This window comes from Thermomonas mangrovi, from assembly GCF_028201335.1.
GTDB classification, from domain to species: Bacteria; Pseudomonadota; Gammaproteobacteria; order Xanthomonadales; family Xanthomonadaceae; genus Thermomonas; species Thermomonas mangrovi.
Genome location: NZ_JAPEVV010000001.1, coordinates 679415 through 701233, shown reverse-complemented (window position 1 = coordinate 701233; position 21819 = coordinate 679415). Strand labels below are relative to the sequence as shown.

General features: G+C 71.3%; 23 protein-coding genes. 17 read left to right on the top strand and 6 right to left on the bottom strand.

Features of this window, described 5'->3' with window-relative positions; genetic code table 11:
• The first annotated feature begins 10 nt into the window (after nucleotides 1–10).
• Nucleotides 11–598, top strand: a complete 588-nt coding sequence (locus tag ON759_RS03425) for a hypothetical protein (protein WP_271678939.1) — start codon at nucleotides 11–13, stop codon at nucleotides 596–598.
• 14 nt (nucleotides 599–612) lie between these two features.
• Nucleotides 613–3024 carry an apolipoprotein N-acyltransferase gene (gene lnt / locus ON759_RS03420; RefSeq protein WP_271678938.1) on the top strand — a complete coding sequence of 804 codons (2412 nt, stop codon included), beginning with the start codon at nucleotides 613–615 and terminating at the stop codon, nucleotides 3022–3024.
• A gap of 3 nt (nucleotides 3025–3027) precedes the next feature.
• Here lnt and ON759_RS03415 read toward each other — a convergent pair whose 3' ends face one another.
• The gene (locus tag ON759_RS03415) at nucleotides 3028–3897 is read right to left on the bottom strand and encodes a class I SAM-dependent methyltransferase (protein WP_271678937.1); all 870 of its coding nucleotides are present in this window, start codon (nucleotides 3895–3897) and stop codon (nucleotides 3028–3030) included.
• Between the two features lie 48 nt (nucleotides 3898–3945).
• Here ON759_RS03415 and ON759_RS03410 point away from each other — a divergent pair, with 48 nt between their 5' ends.
• The 4 genes from ON759_RS03410 (at nucleotide 3946) to ON759_RS03395 (ending at nucleotide 7745) form a co-directional block, all read left to right on the top strand.
• Complete coding sequence (locus ON759_RS03410; protein WP_271678936.1) at nucleotides 3946–4821, top strand: PhzF family phenazine biosynthesis protein; 876 nt, start codon at nucleotides 3946–3948, stop codon at nucleotides 4819–4821.
• Nucleotides 4822–4903: 82 nt separating this feature from the next.
• Nucleotides 4904–5296 carry a VOC family protein gene (locus tag ON759_RS03405; protein ID WP_271678935.1) on the top strand — a complete coding sequence of 131 codons (393 nt, stop codon included), beginning with the start codon at nucleotides 4904–4906 and terminating at the stop codon, nucleotides 5294–5296.
• Between the two features lie 114 nt (nucleotides 5297–5410).
• Nucleotides 5411–6775 carry an OmpA family protein gene (locus ON759_RS03400; RefSeq protein ID WP_271678934.1) on the top strand — a complete coding sequence of 455 codons (1365 nt, stop codon included), beginning with the start codon at nucleotides 5411–5413 and terminating at the stop codon, nucleotides 6773–6775.
• Between the two features lie 43 nt (nucleotides 6776–6818).
• Nucleotides 6819–7745, top strand: coding sequence for a M14 family metallopeptidase (locus ON759_RS03395; RefSeq protein WP_271678933.1), 927 nt, complete (start codon nucleotides 6819–6821; stop codon nucleotides 7743–7745).
• A 73-nt stretch (nucleotides 7746–7818) separates the two neighbouring features.
• On the opposite strand, the gene ON759_RS03390 is transcribed toward ON759_RS03395, so the two are convergent.
• The gene (locus tag ON759_RS03390; protein ID WP_271678932.1) at nucleotides 7819–8571 is read right to left on the bottom strand and encodes an ABC transporter permease; all 753 of its coding nucleotides are present in this window, start codon (nucleotides 8569–8571) and stop codon (nucleotides 7819–7821) included.
• 16 nt (nucleotides 8572–8587) lie between these two features.
• Nucleotides 8588–9523, bottom strand: coding sequence for an ABC transporter ATP-binding protein (locus ON759_RS03385; RefSeq protein ID WP_271678931.1), 936 nt, complete (start codon nucleotides 9521–9523; stop codon nucleotides 8588–8590).
• 103 nt (nucleotides 9524–9626) lie between these two features.
• Here ON759_RS03385 and ON759_RS03380 point away from each other — a divergent pair, with 103 nt between their 5' ends.
• The 3 genes from ON759_RS03380 to ON759_RS03370 are packed head-to-tail and all read left to right on the top strand — an operon-like array spanning nucleotide 9627 to nucleotide 10751.
• Nucleotides 9627–10112: a DUF2975 domain-containing protein gene (locus ON759_RS03380; protein ID WP_271679022.1), complete on the top strand. Its 486-nt coding sequence runs from the start codon at nucleotides 9627–9629 to the stop codon at nucleotides 10110–10112.
• Nucleotides 10112–10354 carry a helix-turn-helix domain-containing protein gene (locus ON759_RS03375; protein WP_271678930.1) on the top strand — a complete coding sequence of 81 codons (243 nt, stop codon included), beginning with the start codon at nucleotides 10112–10114 and terminating at the stop codon, nucleotides 10352–10354. Before ON759_RS03380 ends, ON759_RS03375 begins: the two co-directional genes overlap by 1 nt.
• Nucleotides 10355–10406: 52 nt before the next feature.
• On the top strand, nucleotides 10407–10751 hold the full coding sequence (locus tag ON759_RS03370) for a RidA family protein (protein WP_271678929.1): 345 nt from the start codon (nucleotides 10407–10409) through the stop codon (nucleotides 10749–10751).
• A 7-nt stretch (nucleotides 10752–10758) separates the two neighbouring features.
• Here the strand turns inward: ON759_RS03370 and ON759_RS03365 are convergent, their stop codons facing one another.
• Nucleotides 10759–11613, bottom strand: coding sequence for a GNAT family N-acetyltransferase (locus ON759_RS03365; protein WP_271678928.1), 855 nt, complete (start codon nucleotides 11611–11613; stop codon nucleotides 10759–10761).
• A 154-nt stretch (nucleotides 11614–11767) separates the two neighbouring features.
• On the opposite strand from ON759_RS03365, the gene ON759_RS03360 reads away from it, so the two are divergent.
• Entirely contained in the window at nucleotides 11768–13507 is a 1740-nt protein-coding gene (locus ON759_RS03360; RefSeq protein WP_271678927.1) for an ATP-binding protein, read from the top strand.
• A gap of 10 nt (nucleotides 13508–13517) precedes the next feature.
• Here the strand turns inward: ON759_RS03360 and ON759_RS03355 are convergent, their stop codons facing one another.
• Nucleotides 13518–14108, bottom strand: a complete 591-nt coding sequence (locus tag ON759_RS03355) for a DUF1579 domain-containing protein (protein WP_271678926.1) — start codon at nucleotides 14106–14108, stop codon at nucleotides 13518–13520.
• A 133-nt stretch (nucleotides 14109–14241) separates the two neighbouring features.
• On the opposite strand from ON759_RS03355, the gene ON759_RS03350 reads away from it, so the two are divergent.
• From ON759_RS03350 to ON759_RS03340, 3 genes are all read left to right on the top strand, one after another.
• Nucleotides 14242–16302: a M13 family metallopeptidase gene (locus ON759_RS03350; protein ID WP_271678925.1), complete on the top strand. Its 2061-nt coding sequence runs from the start codon at nucleotides 14242–14244 to the stop codon at nucleotides 16300–16302.
• 148 nt (nucleotides 16303–16450) lie between these two features.
• Entirely contained in the window at nucleotides 16451–16633 is a 183-nt protein-coding gene (locus ON759_RS03345) for a YgaP family membrane protein (protein ID WP_271678924.1), read from the top strand.
• Nucleotides 16634–16700: 67 nt separating this feature from the next.
• Nucleotides 16701–16964, top strand: a complete 264-nt coding sequence (locus tag ON759_RS03340) for a hypothetical protein (RefSeq protein ID WP_271678923.1) — start codon at nucleotides 16701–16703, stop codon at nucleotides 16962–16964.
• Here the strand turns inward: ON759_RS03340 and ON759_RS03335 are convergent, their stop codons facing one another.
• Nucleotides 16965–17513 (bottom strand): peroxiredoxin, encoded by a 549-nt coding sequence (locus tag ON759_RS03335; RefSeq protein WP_271678922.1) that lies wholly within the window; start codon nucleotides 17511–17513, stop codon nucleotides 16965–16967.
• A 112-nt stretch (nucleotides 17514–17625) separates the two neighbouring features.
• On the opposite strand from ON759_RS03335, the gene ON759_RS03330 reads away from it, so the two are divergent.
• From ON759_RS03330 to ON759_RS03315, 4 genes are all read left to right on the top strand, one after another.
• The gene (locus ON759_RS03330) at nucleotides 17626–18297 is read left to right on the top strand and encodes a nitroreductase family protein (RefSeq protein WP_271678921.1); all 672 of its coding nucleotides are present in this window, start codon (nucleotides 17626–17628) and stop codon (nucleotides 18295–18297) included.
• A 51-nt stretch (nucleotides 18298–18348) separates the two neighbouring features.
• On the top strand, nucleotides 18349–20430 hold the full coding sequence (locus tag ON759_RS03325; protein WP_271678920.1) for a tetratricopeptide repeat protein: 2082 nt from the start codon (nucleotides 18349–18351) through the stop codon (nucleotides 20428–20430).
• Between the two features lie 74 nt (nucleotides 20431–20504).
• On the top strand, nucleotides 20505–20972 hold the full coding sequence (locus tag ON759_RS03320; RefSeq protein WP_271678919.1) for a YciI family protein: 468 nt from the start codon (nucleotides 20505–20507) through the stop codon (nucleotides 20970–20972).
• Nucleotides 20973–21013: 41 nt separating this feature from the next.
• Nucleotides 21014–21796, top strand: coding sequence for a DUF2189 domain-containing protein (locus ON759_RS03315; RefSeq protein WP_271678918.1), 783 nt, complete (start codon nucleotides 21014–21016; stop codon nucleotides 21794–21796).
• Nucleotides 21797–21819: the final 23 nt, after the last annotated feature.

Sequence of the window (21819 nt, the reverse complement as noted above, 5' to 3'; positions counted from 1 at the left end):
TGTACGCCGGGTGCTGGTCGCGCTGGCGCTCGTCGCGGTGGTCGGCGGCGTGGCGTGGCTGCTGTGGCCCTCGGCTGAGCGTGCGATTGCGATGACCGACCAGGTGACAGGTCAGCCGGCGTCCGTGCCCGATGCGAACGGCAAGGCCACGACGCAGGCTCCGTTGGCCGCGGCGCGCCCAGCAACGGCCGCCGCGCCGGGTGCCACCCGCGACCTCGCGGAGGTACTGCAGCTTACCCCCGGGCAACGCGCGCCGGCGATGGGCGAGGTGATCGCGCGGCTGCATGCGGAAGGGATCCACGACGGACTCGCCGCCTTCAATCCGCCGGGCACCAGCCCGCCGCTGGTCGGGCTGGCGGTACCCGAGGACTTCCCGCTGCCGGAAGGCTACGTGCGCCACCACCAGACCACGGACGATGGCCAGGACATCGAGGCGATCCTGATGTACTCGCCCGACTACGATTTCTACGACGCCGACGGCCGGCCGATCCCGATCCCGCCGGATCGCGTGGTGCCGCCGTCGATGGCGCCGCCCGGCCTGCCGCTGCGGCAGGTGCGGATTCCGCCGCCGCGCGATGCCCAGGGAGGCGTGCCCTGACGCCCGCGCGCCGCGTGGTGCTCCGCGCCTCGCTTGCGATCCTCGCCAGCGCGCTCCTGCTCGGGATGTATGCGCGTGGCGGCTTCGCCGTGTCGCTCGGTTTCGTCGCGCTGGTGCCGTGGCTGGCATCGGTGGCGACGCTGCCCTCGTGGCGCGCGGCGCTCGCCAGCGGCATCGCGATGGCGATGCTGTTCGCGCTGGCGGTGTTCGCCTGGTTCGGCGATGCAGTCGCGGCCTATACCGGGATCGGCACCGCGGGCGGCATCGCGCTGGTGGTGCTGGCGGCGCCGCTGACGCAGCCGCAGATCGTGGCGGCGGCCCTTGCCGCGCGGTGGGCCGCGGGCCGGCTCGGGCCGGTGCTGCGCGCGGTGGTGGTCGCGGCGGCGTGGGTCGCCTGCGAATGGGCCTGCCCGAAGCTGCTCGGCGACAGCCTCGGCCATGGCCTGCAACCCGCGGCCTGGTGGCGGCAGGCGGCCGACCTCGGCGGCGTGCCGGTGCTCACTTTCGTGCTGGTGCTGTGCAACCAGTGGCTGGCCGATGCGTGGCGACACCGTCGCGACGCCTCGCGCGGGTGGCGCCTGCCCTTGGCCTGCGCGCTGGCGCTGCCGGTCCTGCTCGCCGGCTATGGCGCCTGGCGCAGCGCGCAATTGCGCGCGCTGCCGGTGGAGGACACGCTGCGCGTCGCGATGGTGCAGGCGAACATCGTCGACTACGAACGCCTGCGCCGGGAACGCGGCGCCTACGCGGTCGTGCGCGAGGTGCTCGACACGCATGTCGGGATGTCGCGCGCGGCCCTCGACGCGGGCAGGGTGGATGCCTTGCTGTGGTCGGAAACCGTGTACCCCACGACCTTCGGCAAGCCGCGCAGTGAGGCCGGCGCGGAACTCGATGCCGAGATCGCCGGCTTCGCGCGCGGGGCGGGCGTGCCGCTGGTGTTCGGCACCTACGACCGCGACGCGGCCGGCGAGTACAACGCCGCCGCCGTGCTCGACCCGCGCGACGGCCTGCTTGGCTTCTACCGCAAGACCCATCCATTCCCGCTGACCGAGCATGTGCCGGGCTGGCTGGACGGGCCGCGCCTGCGTCGCCTGTTGCCCTGGGCCGGGACCTGGTTGCCGGGCGACGGCGCCCGCAGCTTCCCGCTGCGACTGCCCGGCGGGCGCGAGGTGCCGGTCGCGCCGATGATCTGCCTCGACGACGTGCATCCAGAGCTGGCCCGCGAGGCTGCGCGGCAGGGCGCGCGGGCATTGCTCGGCCTGTCCAACGATGCGTGGTTCAGCGCGCATCCGCAGGGGGCGCGGCTGCACCTCGCGGTCGCGGCGTTCCGTAGCGTGGAGACGCGACTGCCGCAAGTGCGGGTGACCACCAACGGGATCAGCGCGGTGGTCGATGCCGACGGCGGCATCCGCGACGCGACGGCGATGGGCACCCGCGCGCTGCTGGTCGGCGAGGTCGCGGTGCGCACGGCGCCGGTGACTCGTGCGGTGGCCTGGGGTGGCTGGTTCGGCCCGTTCGCGCTGGGCCTGTTGCTGCTGGTGGTCGTGCTGCGGCAGTGGCCACGGCGGTCGACGGGCAATGCAGGGCAGGCCGGCCTCGTGGCGGCGGCGACGTCCTGGCCGCTGGCGACGACCTGGCTGTCCCCGCGCTGGCGCTGGGCTGGCGTGCTGTTGCAGGGTGTGGCCGGGGCGACGCTGGCCGCATTCGCCGGGCTGTGGCTGTTCGGCGATGCCTCGGTGCTGAAGCCGATGCTGCAGTTGCGGTTGTTCGTGGCGCTGGTCGCCCTGCCGACGGCGGCCTGGTGGCTGCTGCGGCGAGCGCATGCCGCGCGGGCCGAGCTGCGCGAGGGCACGTTGCACGTGCAGGGTGGTGGCCGCAGCCTGCGCCTGCCAGTGGCGGCGCTGGACGTGCGTCCGCTGCGCCTGCCGTTCCCTGGCACCGGCTTGCGCGTGCGCGGCGAAGGCGGCGATGCGGTCCTGCTGCTGCGCGAACCGATCGACGTGCTGCATGCGTTGGGACGCAGCGCCGACCTGCCGCGTGGGTGCGCCGCGTACCTCGCCGCGCGCGGGCGCCACCGCGGGCCGCGTTGGGACCGCGCCTGGCTGCGCACGCTGTTGTTCCCGCTGCTGCCGGCGATGTTCGCGTTCCGCCTGCACCAGCACATCGCCTACGGCGGCACCTTCGGCGAATGGCAGACCTTCGGCGCGACCGCGTGGCTCACCGGCGCCGCACTCTGGTGGGCAGGCTGGATCGTCGGCCTGGCGGTGTTCGCGGCCGTGCTGCGTGCCGTGGTCGAAGCGGCGTGCCTGGCCATCGCCTGGGGCATGCCCACGCGCGCGGCAACGGCGCGACACGTGCTCGAAGGCGTCGCGAGGGCGGTCTACTACCTCGGTGTGCCGGCCTGGCTGGTGCTGCGCGTGCTGGCCTGAGGCTCAGCGGCGGATCGCGAGCACGCCGTCCAGCGCGCGCTCGGCGCGGAAGCCGGCCGCCGCCAGGCGCCTGGCCACCTCGCCGGGTACGTCGCGCCCGCTGGTCAGCTTGTTCGGGCTGCCGGTGTAGTGGAACAGCCGCGCGCCCGGCCGGAGCACGCGTGCCAGCTGGTCATAGAAGCTGCGCGCGTACAGCTCGCCGGCGATGCCGAAGCGTGGTGGATCATGCAAGGCGACATCGAAGGAGGCGTCTGGCAGCGTCGTGATCGCCTGCGCCACGTCCGCATGCGCCAGCGACAGGCGCCCGCCGCTGGCCGCGGGATCCGGCGACCAGGGATTCAGGGTGCGCAGCCACAGCACGTCCTCGTTCTTCTCGAACGAGGCGATGGCCGCCGCGCCCGCATCGAGGCAGCAGGCGGCGAAATAGCCGAGCCCGCCGCAGGTGTCGAGCACGCGCTTGCCGAGCGGCTGCACCAGCGCCACCTTGCGGCGCGCGTCGGCGAGCGGCGATTCCTTCGCGGTCGGCAGCATCTTGATGCCGTCGATCTCGAAGGTCGGCACGCCCCATTCGGTCGGCACCAGCTTGATCAGCTTGCCCGCGTAGCGCGAGACCGGCACGAAGGCTTCGCCATCGAAGGCGTACAGCGTGCGCGGGCGGAGCGATCCTGGCCACGGGTAACGCATGCCGCGCCACCCGAATCCCTCGTCGGCGAGGCTGGCTTCGCCGTGGCTGCGGCCGAGGTCGAGCGAGCCTGGCCACACCCGTTCGCCACGGGCGAGCGCGGCGCGCATCGCGTCGAGGAGGTCGAGGGTCAGCAGCGGGCCGGGAGCGTGGTCCACGAGGGCGGGCGGCAGCGGTGGGGGCGCCAGCATGCCCGCAACCGCGCGCCGCGTGTACCCTGCGGGCCCACGGAGGACTCGATGGCCACGCGACGCTACCTGCAACTGGACGTGTTCGCCGCGCGCGCGGGCACCGGCAATCCGCTCGGCGTGGTGCTGGACGCCGATGGCATGGACACCGCGTCCATGCAGGCGCTTGCGGCATGGCTGAATCTGTCCGAGACGGTGTTCTTCGTGCCGATGCAGGATCCGGCTGCGGACTACCGCATCCGCATCTTCACCCCCGGCAGCGAATTGCCCTTCGCCGGCCATCCCAGCGTCGGCGCGGCGTGGGCCGCGTTGGACGCCGGCCTGGTCGATGCCGACGCCCGGGCGCTGGTGCAGGAATGCGGTGCCGGCCTGCTGCCGGTGCGCGTCGAAAAGACCGCCGACGGCAAGCGCACGATCGAACTGTGCACGCCGCGGAGGCAGGCATTGTCCACGCCGCCGGTGGCGATCCCGGCCAGCCTGCAGGCGCTCGCTGCAGCGGATGCCGCCCCGGTGCTGTGGTCGAACGGTCCGGCATGGTGGCTGCTGCGCGCAAATTCGGCCGGGGCGGTGCGCGCCTTCGCCCCGGACTTCGCTGCCATCGCCGCGTTCACCAATGCCACCGACGCGACCGGCTTGGTGATCTTCGCGCCGGAGGCCGGCGCGGGGCATGACGTGGTGGTGCGTGCGTTCTGCCCCGGCGATGCGGTCAACGTGCCCGAGGATCCGGTGACCGGCAGCGCGAACGCGCTGGTCGCCGCGTGGCTGGCCGCGCACGCTGCGTTGCCGCATGCGGACGGACGCTACGTCGCCAGCCAGGGCCGCGAACTGGGGCGCGATGGCCGCGTGCAATTGCGCGTGGATGCCGATGGCGATGTCTGGCTGGGCGGCGAGGTGCAGCCGGTGATCCGCGGCAGCCTCGACTGGTAACCAACCGACGTCGTGGCCCGAGCGATCGTCGTCGCCCGCCGCGCTTGCTAGGGTGGCCGGCTTCCACTCACCAGGATCCGTCATGCCGATCCCCACCGCCACCGACCTGCGTGCCTTCATTCCCGCGCGCGATTTCGCGCTGTCCAAGGCCTTCCATGCCGCGCTCGGCTGGGACGTGCGCGACGTCGGACCCGGCATTGCACTGGTGTCGGTGGGCGCGGCGCAGCATTTCTACATCCAGGACTATTACCTGCGCGAGGTCGCCGAGAACAGCATGCTGCACCTCACGGTGGACGACGCGCAGGCCTGGTACGCGCACGTGCGAAGCGTGCTGGCCGAGGGTCGATTCGCCGGCGCGCGCGTGCAACCGCCGGCGGCGCAGCCGTACGGCGCCATCGTGACCTTCGTGCACGACCCGAGTGGCGTGCTGCTGCATTTCTGCGAGTGGAGATCGCCGCATCGCGCTGCCCCATGACGCAGGCTCGGCCCGCGTCGCACTGGCCTGCGGCCGCGGGAATTTCCGTGGAAACCGGCGATCCCGACGAACCAGAGGTGCCAGCGCATGCGTCAACCTGTCCCCGGATTCCTCATGGCGAGCGTGGCCCTCGCCTCGGCTTGGTGGCTGGGCGCCTGCACCCCAGCCGCGCCCGAAGCGCCGGCCGCCCCGGCAGCGGTTGTGGCGCCGCCAGCGCCTGCAGCGAACAGCCTCGACGCGGCATGGCCGGCGCCGGACAAGGTGGAGCGCGACGGTCCCGATGCGGCGCTGGCGGTCCAGGTGGGCGACATCGACAATTTCGGCTTTGGCTTCCCCGAGGGATTCGATCCGTTCACCGGCAAGTCGACGCCGGTGCACCCATTCCCGTTCACGCCGTCCGCGCAGGATGCCGCGGGCACCGACCGGATCATGGTCGTGAGTGGCCATCGGCAGGCCACGGGCGACGGTTACACCGCGGATACCGCGCGTCCCGACAATGCGCCGCGCCCGCTGCGGGTTGCGTTCCCGCTTGATGGCATCGCGCTGGAGCGGGCCGCCCTGCAGTTGTTCGTCGACGATTTCCAGGCACGGGTATGGGGCGCGCGCTACCGGGTGCGCCTGAACGGGACCGAGCTGCCGATGCTGGAAACGATGCTGAACGCGCTCGACCAGACCGGTCCGATCGGCAAGCTCGTCACCGTCGAGCTGCTGCCCGAACAACTGCCGCTGCTGCGCGACGGCAAGGTGGAGCTCTCGATCGACGACCCCGAACACGATGCCGCGGATGGCCATGCCATCGATTTCATGCGTGTGCTGGTCAACCCCAAGCCGTGGCGCCACGTCGGCATCGTGCGCGGCGTGGCGGTGGACCAGGCCAGCGGCGCGCCCCTGGCTGGCGTACTGGTGAGCGCGGGCAACACCCGGCAGGCCACCACGTCCGACGATGGCAGTTTCGTCCTGGAAGGTGTGCCGGCGGGGCTTGCGGTAGTCGTCGGCAGCCATCCCGACTACGAGGGCGATACCGAAGCCGCCGACCTCGTCGCCGGCGAAGCCGTCGAGGTGCGCCTTGAGCTGGTGCCTACCGGCAAGACCCGCGACAGCCTGGCGGCGCAACTCGACAAGCAGGGCAAGGTGGACCTCTACGGGATCTACTTCGATACCGACAAGGACCGCCTGAAGGACGAATCCGGCCCGGTGCTGGAACAGGTGCAGGCCTTGCTCGAAGCACGTCCGGGACTGCGGCTGGTGGTCGCCGGGCACACCGATGCCGAAGGCGCCGACGCCCACAACCTCGACCTGTCCAACCGACGCGCTGCGGCGGTGGTGGCCTGGCTGGTCGCGCGCGGGATCGCCGCCGATCGCCTGCAGTCTGAGGGGCATGGCGAAGGTCGCCCGGTCGCGGGCAACGATTCCGCGGCGGGCCGGGCACTGAACCGGCGGGTGGAGTTGCGCGAGGCCGCCGCGTCCGCGGACGGTTGAGGCACGGCCCTACAATGGCGCGTGTCCACGCATGGAGCGCGCCATGGCAACCCCGTCCGAACATCCGGTCATCGGTATCCCCGGCCAACCCTGGGGCGAAGCCGAAAAGGCGCAATGGCGCGCGCGCCAGGCCAAGCGCCGCAGCCATGCCGATGACGTGGTGGCCAAGGTCGATGCACTGCGCGAGCGCTTCGACGTAGCCGAATACGGCACGCTGGATGCCGGTGGGGATGGCCGGTATCCGCTGCTCGCGGTCCGCAGCCGGGGCTGGGATGCGTCGCTGCCGACCGCGCTGGTCACCGGCGGCGTGCACGGGTACGAGACCAGCGGCGTGCAGGGCGCGCTGCAGTTCCTCGATCGCCATGCCGGGGCCTTCGCCAGTCGGGTCAACCTGCTGGTCGTGCCCTGCGTCAGCCCCTGGGCCTATGAGCGCATCCAGCGCTGGAACGCGCAGGCCTTGGATCCCAACCGCAACTTCGCCGCAGGCAGCCCCTGCGCCGAGTCCGCGGCGCTGTGGGACCTGGTGCAGCCGCTGCGCGGCCGGGTGCTGGTGCACGTGGACCTGCACGAGACCACCGATAGCGACGAGTCCGAATTCCGCCCGGCGCTGGCGGCCCGCGACGGCAAGCCGTTCGAGCCCGGCACCATCCCGGATGGCTTCTACCTCGTCGACGACAGCGAGAACCCGCAGCCGGCGTTCCAGCAGGCGATCATCCAGGCGGTCGCGCGCGTGACCCATATCGCGCCCGCCGATCCCGACGGCACCATCATCGGCTCGCCGGTGGTCGCCCCCGGCGTCATCGAATACCCGCTGGTCGCGCTGGGCCTGTGCGCCGGGATCAGCGGTGCGCGCTTCACCACCACCACCGAGGTCTATCCGGACAGCCCACGGGCAACGCCCCGGCAGTGCAACGATGCGCAGGCCGCGGCGGTGCAGGCTGCGCTGGAATTCGCGCTCGCGGCGGGCTGAACGCCGGCCGTGGTCGGCGCATGCGGTCGCGCTTCAGCGACCTGCCATCGCCCATCCATGGTCGGATGCAAGCTCAGGCGGGTGATTCGTGCCTGCTCATCCGCCACAGCATCAAGCCGAACGCCATGGTGCCGCCACCAAGTCCCAGCGCCAGCGCGAGCTGGGCGCGCGCCGGGTCGCTGGCAAGCTGGTTGACCGGGATCTGCCAAGGCAGGAATGCACCGATCTTCGCCGAGGTCGCGACCACCGCGAAGAAGGTGCCGCCGATGCCCACCGCCAGCGCTGGCACGAAACTCGCGTAACGCAGGGCGACCCACAACTGCACCGCGACCAGCAGCCACGCCGCCAGGAAGATGCGCCCGAGCAGCAGCAGGTAACCGGCGATGTCGGCCGGTCCGGTCGCGGCTACGGCAGGCTTCAGCAGGCCCGCCGCTCCGACCGCCAGCGTGGTCAGCAAGGCCAGCAGCAGGCTCATCGCCACGACCATGCCCAGCACGCAGAGCGCCTTCGCCGCGTACAGGTGCCAGCGCGGCATTGGCAGCGCGCGCAGGTGGTCCCAGGCGCGCGGGCCATGCTCGGTATGCGCGACCAATGCCGTCAGCGCGGTGACGCTCATCGGCAGCATGAAGAATGCCCAGATCGCCGCCGACGATTGCAGGGTCATCGCCCACGGCGCGGCTTTTCCCAGCCGCAGCAGGTTGAAGAACACGAATACGGCGATCAGCAGCGGTGCGACCGCGGCGAGCAGCAGGGCCAGCGAGCGGCGCAGCTTGAACGCTTCGACCGCAAGGGCGGTGGCGAAGCGGGCGGGATGTGCATGCGACATGGGAATGCTCCGTGGATCAGGCCAGTGCCGCGGGTGCGGCGACCTGGGCGGCGTTGCGGTAAAGGGTCTCCAGCGTCGGTTGGCGCGGGACCAGCGCATGGATGCGGATCCCGCCGGCCACGCACAGCACCCGATTGAGGGCGGCCGTGCCACTGCGCATGTCCTCGCCGGCACCGAAGCGGGCCAGCAGCAGGTCGCCGTCATGCGCGACCTGGAATCCATGCTCGCGGGCGAGCGCGGCGGCGCGCCGGGGCGTGTCGGTCTCGATCGCGACTTCGGTCGCCAGCCCGGCCTTGAGTTCGGCCAGCGCGCCTTCCAGCACCAGCCGGCCATGGCTGAGGATGCCGATGTGGGTGGCGGTCTGTTCGATCTCGCCGAGCAGGTGGCTGGACAGCAGCACGGTGGCGCCGGTGCGCGCCGGCAATTCGCGCAGGAACGCGCGCATGTCGGCGATGCCCTCGGGATCCAGTCCGTTGGTGGGTTCATCGAGGATCAGTACCGGTGGCGCGCCAAGCATGGCGCGGGCCAGGCCGAGCCGCTGGCGCATGCCCAGCGAATAGTCGGCCACGCGGCGGCTTGCATGCGCGGTCATTTCCGCCACTTCCAGCACGCGGTCGATCTCCGTTGCGGGCAGGCCCAGCAGGCGACGGGTGAGGTCGAGGTTCTCGCGGCCACTCAGCTGGGCGTAGAAGCCCTGCGCTTCCAGCAGGGCGCCGACCTTGCGGGCTGCGCCGATGCGATCCGCGGCGACATCGATGCCGGCGATTCGTGCCTCCCCGGCGTCGGCCTGCAGCAGGCCGAGCAGCAGCTTGATGGTGGTGGTCTTGCCGGCGCCGTTGCGCCCCAGGAACCCGTAGATGCCCTGTTCCGGCACGGTCATGGAGACGGCGTCGACGGCGGTTCGCACGCCGAAGCGGCGGGTGAGGCCTCGGGTTTCGATGGCGGCATGCATGCGGGGCTTCCCCGGAATTTAAGTCTGGGATAAAGTTAAAGCACAGGAAAAATTTAAGTCAAGATTAAAATCCCATGACCTACGACAGGGGCTTCCCGTGCCGATGACCGATCGCTTCCGGAGCCAGTGCCGGCTGCTGCGCGCCTGTGCCCTCGTGGTGTTCGTCGGCCTGTTCCTGCTCCTCGCCATGGGCATGGTCGGGCTGCCCTGGCGGATGGCAACCGACATGCCGGAGGGGTGGAGCACGCGCGCCTTGCTGTCGGTGGTGCGCTTCCTGCCCGGCCTCGGCTACCTGTGGGCGTTGTGGGCGGTGCAGCGCGCGCTGGGCGACCTGGCGGCGGGTCGGCTGTTCCATCCCACGGTGGCGCGGGCGATGCGCCAGATCGGCATCGGCGTGCTCGCCGGCGCGTTGCTCAACGTGTTCGCGGTGACCAACCTCTCGCGCTGGATCGCGGGGGGGCAAGGCGGTTACCTGTACTTCGACCTGTCCGGCATCGTGCTGCGGGTGGTCGGCGCGGCGCTGGTGCTGCTGGCGCGGTTGGTCGACCAGGCCCGCGCATTGCAGGCCGAGCTGGACGAGATCCCCTGATGCCGATCCGGGTGACGCTCGACGCCATGCTGGCCCGCCGGGGCATGACCGCGCGCGAACTCGCCGCGCGTGTCGGCATCAGCGAGACGCAGATGTCCCTGTTCCGCAGCGGCAAGGTGCGCGGCATCCGGTTCCGCACCCTGGCGAAGATGTGCGCGGTGCTGCAATGCACCCCGGGCGAGTTACTCGACTACCGCCATGATCCGGACGACCTGCTCGGCGTCGAGGACGGGTTGGAGTAGCGCGATCGCGGATCCAGCTGCGACGATGGCGCACCACCATCGGAGAACGCCCATGATCGAACGCATCGACGCCGGCCCGCGCATGTCCGAGGCCTGCATCCACGGCGAGCTCGTGTGCTTGGCCGGACAGGTGCCGGAAACCCCCGGCGCCGACATCGAGACCCAGACGCGCGAGGTGCTGGCGGCGATCGACGCGCTGCTCGCGCAGGCCGGCAGCGACAAGACCCGGATCCTGCGGGCGCAGGTCTACCTGGCCGATGTCGCCGATTTCGCCGGGATGAACCGCGCCTGGGATGCCTGGGTGGTCGCGGGGCAGGCGCCCGCGCGGGCCACGGTGGAGGCGCGGTTGGCCAACCCGGCGTGGAAGGTCGAGATCGTGGTCACCGCGGTGCGTTGAACCGGCCTCAACCCAGCTCGAAGCTGGTGATCCCGTAGATGTGCTGCAGCGGCAGCGCGAGCGCGCCGCCGGCATACATGCGCGCGGTTTCGAACACCGGTTGCAGGTCGTGGCGCGCGGCGAGGGCACGTGCCGCGGCGTTGGGTTCCGGCAGGTCGAGGTACACCGCGTCGCCAGCCGGGACGCGGGCGCAGAGCGCGCGGAACAGCGCATCCGCCGCGGCCTCGGAATCCGCATGCAGCGGGCCGATCTTGTGGCCCTCGCGGCAGGCGCGGATGGTGCCGCTGGCGACCAGCTCGCCGTCCTCGACGATCCCCAGCGAATGGCTGTCGGGTTGCGCCAGCCAGGCGCGCAGGAAGGCAGTGCGCGGCGCCGGCGCGTGCAGCGCGTCGAACGCCTGCACGCGGTCGAAGTCGAGCGTGCGCAGGTCGACGCAGGCGACCGGCTGGGCCAGCGGTTGCGCGCGCCCGGCATGGCGCACGTTGCGATGGGCCAGCACGAAGCCCGACTTGCGGTAGTTGGCTTGCTGCTCGACCACGCCGTCCAGCCCGGCGACGCGGCCGCCCAGGCTTGCCATCGCGTGTTGCCACAGCGCCCAGCCCAGGCCCTGCCCGCGGCATTCCGGCACCACGATGTACAGGCCCACGAAGCCGAAGCCATCGCCGTAGCGCACCGCCGAGATCGCCGCGACCGGTTGCGTGCCGCGCCAGCCCATGAAGTAGCCGCCCGGATCGGCGGCGTGGAAGGCGTCGAGGTCGTGGCGTCCGGGGTTCCAGCCCTCGGCCGCGGCCCAGTCCAGCGTGCGCGCCAGGTCGTCGCGGGACATGCGGGCGATGCGGTAGGACGCTGGCTCGGGGCGCATGGCGGCTGCGTGCGGGGCGGGGTGCCAGCCTAGCGCGGATGCGGCGTCCGCCGCTGCCTTCACGCCGCGTCGACTTCTCGTGCGGTGTCGTGCACCGGGCTTCGCATGGCCTCTGCAACTGCCGAGGCATCCGGATCCACGACAGGAGACCAGAGTGGATCCGCTTGCATTCCTTGGCGCCGACGGCGAGATGGCCGGGCGGATCCGCCGCCACGACTGGGCCGCGACCTCGCTGGGCCCACCCGACGGATGGCCGCAGAGCCTGCGGACCGTGTTGCGCCTGGCGCTCACCACGCGCCACCCGATGTTCGTGTTCTGGGGCAGCGAGCACCTGTGCTTCTACAACGACGGCTACCGGCCGTCGCTCGGCCCGGAGAAGCATCCCTCGATCCTTGGTGCCCCGGGGCAGGCGAGCTTCGGGGAGCTGTGGGACATCATCGGCCCGCAGATCGCGCTGGTGATGCGCGGCGAGGGCGCGACCTGGCACGAAAACCACCTCGTCCCGAGCTACCGCCATGGCCGCCTCGACGAGGTGTACTGGACCTACAGCTATGGGCCGATCGACGACGAATCGGCGCCGAACGGAGTGGGCGGCGTGCTGGTGGTGTGCACCGAGACCACGCGCCAGATGAAGATCGAGGCCGCGCTGCGCGAGAGCGAACGCCAGCTGCAGCGCATGAACGACGAGCTGGAGGAACGCGTGTCCGCGGCGATCGCCGCGCGCATCCGCGAACAGGCGCGCCTCGCCGAGGCCGAGGAAACCCTGCGCCAGGCGCAGAAGGTCGAGACCCTGGGCCAGTTGACCGGTGGCGTCGCGCACGACTTCAACAACCTGCTGACCCCGGTGATGGGGGCGCTGGACTTCGCGCGCTTCGCCCTGGACCGCGATGCCGACGCGCAGGAGGTCATCGCGGTCGGGCTGCAGGCGGCCGACCGCGCGCGCACCCTAGTGCAGCGCCTGCTGGCGTTCTCGCGGCGGCAACACCTGGCGCCGCGCGACGTCGGCATCGACGCGCTGATCGACAACGTGGTCGAGCTCGCCCAGCGCTCATTGCGGCCGGGCCTGCTGCTGTCGACCGAGGTCGAGCCGGGGCTGCCGGACGTCCGGGTCGATCCCGACCAACTGGTGCTCGCCCTGCTCAACCTCGTGGTGAACGCGCGCGACGCGATCCCCGGCCACGGCAGCATCGCCATCCGCGCTGGCGAGGACCGCGACCCGCCGCGCACGTGCATGGGCGAGGGCCGCTTCCTGCGCATCGATGTGGTCGACGACGGCGCCGGCATGGACGGGGACACGCTGCGTCGCGCCGCGGAACCCTTCTTCACCACCAAGGAGCCGGGGCGCGGCACCGGGCTCGGCCTGTCGTCGGTGCAGGGGCTGGCCATGCAGTCCGGGGGCGACTTCCAGCTGCGCAGCGCCAGCGGGTCCGGCACCACGGCAAGCCTCTGGCTCCCGCTGAGCGCGTCGGCGTCCACGCCGGCAGGCGCGACCGAGGCCGACGCGGCATCGGGCCCGGCACGGGCCCCGGCCGCGAGGATCCTGCTGGTCGATGACGACCCGCTGGTGCGGGCCAGCGCGGCGGGCACCTTGCGGCGCGCCGGCTACGAGGTGCACGAGGCCGTCGATGCCGCGTCGGCATTGGCCGCCCTGCGCGATGGCAGGTTGCCGGACCTGTTGTTGAGCGACCACGCGATGCCGGGCATGCCGGGGATGGACCTGTTGCGGCAGGTACGGCGCGAGTGGCCGGCGCTGCCTTGCATGCTGGTCACCGGATACGCGGACGACCTGGGCGAGGACGTGCCGGGCGTCGAGCGCCTGCCCAAGCCCTTCTTGCCCAAGGAACTGGTGGAGGCCGTGGCGCGCGCCATCGCGCAATCCACGGAGGCGGCCTAGCCGCGGCCGCTCACTTCCGCGTGTAGGTCATCTCCATCATCTTCATCTCCTTGCCGTCCGGCCCCGCGGCGTACATCTCGAACACTTCGACCGACGGACTCTCCCAGCGGATCGCCAGCCGCGCCTCGGTGCGCTGCCGCGTGACCGGGTCGTTCCAGTGCGCCTGCATCGTGCAACGCGCGGCGGCATCGCACGCGCCCTCGGCGACCGTGAGGCCGGTGCCCATGCTGTCGTTCCAGGTCGACCAGTACTTGCCGCTGACGTTGTCGAAGCCGGTCAGCCCGAATCCGTTGAAGGCCTGGCCGCCCATGCTGGCGCGCAATTCCTCGGCGACCACCCGGCCATCCAGCAACATGCGCCGGGTCGCGGTGCCGGTGTCGACGGTCGGTTCGGCGCCGGGCGTGGACCAGCTCTTGATCGAGACGGTGTAGTCGCCCACCGTCATCGCCAGCCCCGCATGCGCCGGGCCCGGGGTGGCGGCGCGCTGGTAGGCCTGCATTGCGGCCAGCTGCTCCGACGAGGCCTTCCCGGGCTCCTGCGCCGCCAGTGGCGGGCAGGCGAGGGCAGTGGCGAGCAACAGGCAAGCGGTGGTGCGGCGCATGGCGGATCCCCTTCGATGGTGGCGTCGGCGCGAGTATAGGCAGCGTGCCCGCTTGCCGGACCGAGACCAACGGCACGGGGGCGGGTGGCGTCGTGCCGCTATGCTGGCCGCTTCACCGCATGGGGGTTCACCGATGAAGCGTTCGTTGTTGGGACTGGCACTGTTGGGCGCCCTCGGGCTGTTCGCGCTGCAGGCGCCGGCCGCGGGTCCGTCCGGCAAGCCGCAGCTCGGCGCCTTCGGCGTCGACCTCTCGGCCCGCGACCTGGCGGTGAAGCCGGGCGACGATTTCAATCGCCACGCCAGCGGCCACTGGCTGGACACCTACGAACTGCGCGACGACCAGGTCAGCTTCGGTTCGTTCGCGGCGCTCCGCGACCGCGCGGAGGAGCAGGTCCACGGCCTGATCGAGGGGCTGCAGGGACGCCAGGACCTCAAGCCCGGCAGCAACGGCCAGAAGGTGCGCGACTTCTATGCCAGCTACATGGATCGCGCGGCGCGCGACGCCGCCGGCATCGCCCCGTTGAAGCCGATGCTGGCCCGCTTCGCCGCGATCGACGGCAAGCCCGCGCTGGTCGCGGCGTTCGCCAACAGCGGCATCGACGGCAGCGACGCGCCGCTCGGGCTCGGCGTCAGCACCGATCGCAAGGATCCCGACCAGTACCTGGTGAGCCTGGGGCTGGGGGGGCTGGGCCTGCCCGACCGCGACTACTACCTGAACCAGGATGCGCGCTTCGCCAAGATCCGCGAGGCCTACCTGGCCCACATCCAGCGCATGCTGGGCTTCGCCGGCGTGAGCGGTACCGATGCCAAGGCCCGCGCGGAGGCGATCCTCGCGCTGGAGACCGCGCTGGCCAAGCCGCAGTGGGACCGCGTGAAGCTGCGCGACCGCGACAAGACCTACAACGTGGTGAGCTTCGCCGAGCTCAAGGCGCGCTATCCGGGCTACGACTGGGACGCGCAGTTGCGCGGGCAGGGCATGCCGGTGCCGGAGCGGCTCAACATCGCCACCCCGGATGCGGTGCAGCCGGTCATCGACGTGATCAACGCCACCCCGCTGGCGACCTGGCGCGATTACCTCGCCTACCATGCGATCGACGGCAATGCCGGCTTCCTGAGCCGGGAGATCGACGATGCCTCGTTCGCGTTCAACGGCAAGGTGCTGGGCGGGCAGAAGGCGCAGCGCGACGACTGGAAGCGCGCGGTGCAGCTGGTCGGCGGCCGCGGCGGCGTGGGCGATGCGCTGGGCGAGCTGTACGTCGCGCGCTACTTCACCCCCGAGGCCAAGGCGGCGATGGACCAGCTGGTCGAGAACCTGCGCGCGGCATTGCGCCAGAACATCGAGCAGCTGGACTGGATGGGCGCCGACACCAAGGCCGAGGCCTACCGCAAGCTGGCCTCGTTCCGCCCGAAGATCGGCTATCCCTCGAAGTGGCGCGACTACGGCAGCGTTGCGGTCTCTCCCGGCGACCTGTTCGGCAACGTGGTCGCGGTGCGCGCGTACAACCGCGCCGACCAGAACCGCCGCATCGGGCAGAAGACCGACCGCGAGGAGTGGGGGATGACCCCGCAGACGGTCAACGCGTACTACAACGCCACCTTCAACGAGATCGTGTTCCCCGCGGCGATCCTGCAGCCGCCGTTCTTCGACCTCAATGCCGACCCGGCGGTGAACTACGGCGCGATCGGTGCGGTGATCGGCCACGAGATGGGCCACGGCTTCGACGACCAGGGCAGCAAGTCCGATGCCCGCGGCATCCAGCGCAACTGGTGGACCGCCGAGGACCGCGCCCGCTTCGAGCAGCGTACCAAGGCGCTTGGCGCGCAGTACGACGCCTATTGCCCGCTGCCCGGCCAGTGCGTCAACGGCGCGCTGACGATGGGCGAGAACATCGGCGACCTCGGCGGCGTGTCGATGGCCTACACCGCCTACCAGCTCAGCCTGAAGGGCAAGCCGGCGCCGGTGATCGACGGGCTGACCGGCGACCAGCGCTTCTTCCTGTCGTGGGCGCAGGTGTGGAAGGCGAAGTACCGCGACGAGTCGCTGCTGACGATGCTCAAGACCGATCCGCATTCGCCGGCGATGTACCGGGCGAACGGTCCCCTACGCAACTTCGATGCCTGGTACCAGGCCTGGGGCGTCAAGCCCGGCGATGCCATGTACGTGGCACCCGAACAGCGCGTGCGCATCTGGTGACCGCCGGCAACCGCTGGCACGACGGGGCGGCCTGGCCGCCCCGTTTTCGTTGCGGTTCCGGATGCGGGGGGGCGTTGATCGGGGTCAAGCGCTCGACCGCGTGCCGGCGCATACTCCAGCGGGTGTTCACAACCGAGGAGGGCGCGTCATGCAAGCGAACGTGGGTGGTGCGGACAAGTGGTTGCGGATCGTGGTCGGGCTGGCGCTGATCGCCTGGGCGTTGATGGGCGGGCCGGTGTGGGCCTGGATCGGGGTCGTGCCGCTGGCCACCGGGCTGTTCAACTTCTGCCCGCTGTACAAGCTGGTCGGGATCAACACCTGCCGTCGATGACGGGCACTGCCGTGGCGATGGCCGGTGATCCCTGCCATCGCCAACGTGTGAAACGGGAGTGCACAACATGACGCTCTTCAGCCTGCTCGCCGGTGTCGCCGCCGTGGTGGCGTTGTGCCTGTTCGCCCTGTGGCGTCGAATACGAAGGAGGCCAGCCTTGTTCGCCGCCGCCTGCTGGGGTGCCTACGCGGGCTGGGAAGCGTTGGTCCAATGGCGCACGCCGGAAGCGAATATCCGGGTCGACCTCCTGTTGTTCATCCCCGTGCTGGCAATCTCCGCCGCGTGGGCGCTGCTGGCGGCGTGGCGGGCGAGGCGCGGCAACCCCGCCTGATCATTTGCGGGCGGCCGGCTTCATCGCCAGCACGGCATCGAGCGTCTGCTTGACGTGCTGGTTCGGGTTCATGTCGTCGTGCACGAAGCGTACGGTGCCGTCTGGGGCGATGACGTAGGACGTGCGGCTCGACCAGCCTGGCTTCAGGGTCAGGGTCGCGTCGTACTGCCTGGCGATCCGCGCGCCCTCGTCGGCGGCGACCGGGAACTTGCCGGCGCACTTCTCGGTGTCCTTCGAGAATTCGGCCAGGCGGTCGGTATTGCCGGCGGTCACCCCGATCACGGTGGCGCCCGCCGCCTTGAACTTGTCGACCGCCTGCGAGAACGCCGCGGCTTCCACGTTGCAGCCGGAGGTGAACGCGGCGGGGAAGAAATACACCACCACCGGCCCCTGCTTCAGCGCGGCCTTGAGGTCGTAGGTGAAGGGCTTGCCGGCGAGGTAGGCCGGCGCCGAGAACATCGGCGCCGCGGCCCCGGGCTTGAGCGCGGCCAGCGCGGCGGGGGACAGCACGGCAAGGGCGAGCAGGGTGGCGGTGGCGAAGCGGCGCATGGCGGGTTCCTGTCGGGGCTCAACTTGATGGTACGTGCGATCGCCGGCCGATGGATGCATCCGCTGCGAACGCATGGCAGCATCGAATGCCCCGCCCAAGGTCCTCGCTGCGATGCCGACGCATGCCACCGTCCCGCTGCCGCCGCTGCCGGTGCTGACCGATGCCGAGCGGTTGGCGCGCGCGCAGGTATTCGCCGAGGCGTTGCGACGCCGGCGCACGGTGCGCGATTTCGCCCCGACCCCGGTGCCGCGCGCGGTGATCGAGGCCTGCCTGATGGCCGCCGGCAGCGCCCCGAGCGGCGCCAACCAGCAGCCCTGGCGCTTCGTCGCCATCGCCGACCCGGCGCTGAAGCGACGGATCCGGCTCGCCGCGGAGGAGGAGGAACGCACGTTCTACGCGCGGCGTGCGCCCGAGGAGTGGCTGCAGGCCCTTGCCCCGCTGGGCACGGATGCCGACAAGCCCTTCCTCGAGACCGCGCCGTGGCTGATCGCGGTGTTCTACGAGCGGACCGGCATCGCGGCGGACGGCAGCAAGCAGAAGCGCTACTACCCGCACGAGTCCACCGGGATCGCCTGCGGCATGCTGGTTGCGGCGCTGCACCAGGCCGGGCTGGCCACCCTGACCCACACGCCGAGCCCGATGGCCTTCCTCAACACGCTCCTCGAGCGTCCACGCAACGAGGTGCCCTACCTCCTGCTGGTCGCGGGCCATCCCGCGGCAGGCTGCCGCGTGCCCGACATCGCGCGCCTGCCGCTGCAGGACTATGCGAGTTTCCTGGCATGACGCGGACTCCGTTGCCGGACATCGCGCTTGCGGGCAGCGCCGGGGCCTTGCGTGGCGGTTGAGGCCGAGGCGGAGCTGCGGCACGCGCTGGCATCCCTCCGGAGCGGGAATCCCGCGGGCGCCGAAGCGACCTGCCGGCAGTTGCGCGCCGCCGGCGTGGATGGCGCAGGACTGCGCCAGGTGCTCGGGATCGCCCTGCTGGAGCAGCAGCGCCCGGACGAAGCGGCAAGCGAGTTGCAACAGGCGTTGGCGTTGGAGCCCGCCAACCCGGTCGCGGCGTACAACCTCGGCAATGCGCTTGCCGCGGGCGGGCGGCATGCTGAAGCTGCAATGGCGTACCGGCGCGCGCTGGCGTCGCAACCCGCGATGCTGCAGGCGCGCTACAACCTCGGCAATGCGTTGGCGGCCTGCGCGGCGCATGCGGATGCGATTTCGGCGTTCGACCAGGTGCTTGCGGCGGAACCTCGGTTCGTGGAAGCACGCAACAACCGCGGCCGGTCGCGGTTGGCCCTGGGCGACCACGCGGGGGCGCTGGCCGATTTCGAAGGCGTGCTCGCGCTCGATCCGCGCCATCCCGCCGCACTGGCGAACCGTGGTGCCGCGCTGCTCGCGGCGGATCGACACGGCGAGGCGCTCGCGGCCTACAGGCAGGCATTGGCGGTGCTGCCGGGGCATGCCGAGGCACTGCACGGCCTCGGTCTGGCGCATGCCGCCAGCAGCCAGCCACGGCAGGCGATCGAGGCCTTCAGCGCGGCGATCCGGCAAGCGCCCGGCTTCGTTGAAGCCTGGCGGCAGCGCGCGAACATGCTGCGCGACGCGGGCGACCTGCCTGCTGCGATGGCCGACGCCTTGCAGGCCATCGCATTGCGCCCTGAGTCCGCCGAGGGCTACAACCTGCGCGGCACGATCCACCACGAGGGCCTGCGCTACGCGGAGGCGCTGGCGGACTACGACCGTGCGATCGCGTTGGAACCCGCAAGTGCCGATGCATGGTGCAACCGCGGCAACGCGCTGTATGACCTGGGTCGCCTGCACGACGCACGCGCGGCGCTGGACCATGCGCTGGCGCTGGCGCCCGGGCATGCCGAGGCGACCAGCAACCTGGGCATGGTCCTGCAGGACCTGGGCGACTTCGAGGCCGCGCGCGCGGCCTACGACGATGCCATCGCGCTGCGCCCCGGCAATCCGGAAAGCTGGAAGCGGCGGGCCACCCTGCACTTGCTGCAAGGCGACTTCGGCCGGGGCTGGGCGGACTTCGAGGCGTCCGCCCGCCTTGCGCCGCACACACCGTTCCAGGGCCTGCCGCGCTGGCACGGCGGCGATCCGCAGGGCCTGTCGCTGCTCGTGCACGAGCCGAGCGGGATCGGCGACGCCATCCAGTTCCTGCGCTACCTGCCGGGCCTGATCGACCGCGGGGCGAGGGTGACGTTCACCGGTGCGCCGCGGCTGTTCCGCCTGCTGGCGAGTTGCGATCCGCGCATCGCGTTCATCGTGCAGGAGCGGGTCGATCCCCGAGTGTTCGATGCGCAGATCGACCTATGGGGCTTGCCGCGCCTGTTGTCGCCCACGGTCCAGGCGATTCCCGCGCCCGTGCCGTACCTGCATGCGGAACCGGATCGCGTCGCCCATTGGCGGCGATGGCTCGGCGAGGGCCGCCGGATCGGCATCGCCTGGCAGGGTCGGCCCGGGCGCAAGATCGATGCCGGACGGTCGATCCCGCTGGCTGCCTTCGCACCGCTGGCCAGCCTGCCCGGGGTCGAACTGGTCAGCCTGCAGCGCAACGAGGGCATCGAGCAACTGGCGCACCTGCCGCCCGCCATGCAGGTTCGCGATCCGGGGCCCGCCTTCGATGCCGGCGCGGACGCATTCCTCGACACCGCGGCGATGATGATGGCCCTCGACCTGGTGGTGACCTCGGATACCGCGGTCGCGCACCTCGCCGGTGCGTTGGGACGGCCGGTCTGGCTCGCACTCAAGCAGGTGCCCGAATGGCGCTGGATGCTGGGCCGCGGCGACTCCCCCTGGTATCCCGGCATGCGCCTGTTCCGGCAAGGCGAGGCGGGGGCGTGGGATCCGGTGTTCCGCGCGATGCGCGATGCATGGCGGGCCGGGGGCAACCGCGCGGACCCGTGATCCGCGAGGCCCGGCGATCCTCGACAGGCTGGATGCGCGCTAGACTCGCCGCGGGAACCGGCCGGGGAACGCAGATGCAAGTTCGTCATGTCCTGTTGTTGCTGGCGGCCCTCGCATGCGGCGAGGGGCGGGCGGCCGATCCCCAGGCGAAACCGGGCGCCTACGACCCCGCGCTCGCCGCGCAGGCGGGCGGCGACGAGAACGGCATGCGCCAGTACGTGCTGGTGATCCTGCGCACCGGGCCGACCCGGGTGCCGGACGGCGAAGCGCGCAAGGCGATGTTCGCCGGGCACTTCGCCAACATGGAGCGCCTGTCCAAGGCAGGCAAGCTGGTGCTGGCGGGGCCGTTCGGCGACAAGGACGTGGATTGGCGCGGGCTGTTCGTGTTCGCCGTGGCCGACATCGAGGAAGCCAAGGCGCTGGTCGCCACCGATCCCGTGATCATCCAGGGCGAGATGGTCGCCGAGTACCACAGCTGGTACGGCTCCGCCGCAACCGTCCTGTTGCCTGGCCTGCACGGGAGGATCGTGCGTTCGCCGTGACGCAGCATGCGGGGCAGGCGATGCTCTGCTAGCGTCTCCGCATGACCCCGACCACGCCCGAGATCGCGCCGGAACCCGCACCGCGGCCCTTCGCAGTCCCGTGCCGCAAGCTGGGCTTCGATGCGCCGTTGCGCTGGTTGCGCCTCGGCTGGAACGATTTCCGCCGGGCGCCAGGGCTGAGCCTGCTGTTCGGCGCGGTGATCGTGCTCGTCAGCATGGCAGTGAGCGCGCTGGCGTGGTGGCTGGGACGCTTCGCCTTGCTGGCGACGCTGCTGTCGGGCTTCGTGTTCGTCGCACCGATGCTCGCGGTGGGACTCTACTGCGTGAGTCGCAGCCTTGAGCATGGCGAATCGCCCAGCCTGCGCTGCTCGTTCATGCTTGCGCGCAGGGTCGCGGGTCAGGCGGGGGTGTACGCGCTGGCGCAGGGCTTGGTGATCCTGCTGTGGTCGCGCGCGGGCATGATGCTCAGCGCGCTGTGGCCGGTACACCAGGGCGATACCGCCGCCTTGCTCGAGTACCTGCTGATCGGCAGCGGCGTCGGCGCGGTGTTCGCCACCGTGACCTTCGCGATCTCCGCCTTCTCGTTGCCGATGGTCGCCGACCGCGACGTCGACATGGTCACCGCTTGCGTGTCCAGCGTGAACGCGGTGCTGCGCAACAAGCCGGTGATGGTGCTGTGGGGCGGCCTGCTGGTCGCGATCACCGTGCTCGGCTTCGCGACCGCGTTCCTCGGGCTTGCGGTGGCGATGCCCTGGCTGGCGTACGCGACGTGGCATGCCTACCGCGATACCCTCGACCCGCAGGACTGGTCGTCCTTGCCCTGACCGGCGCGGGGAGGACCGCGGGT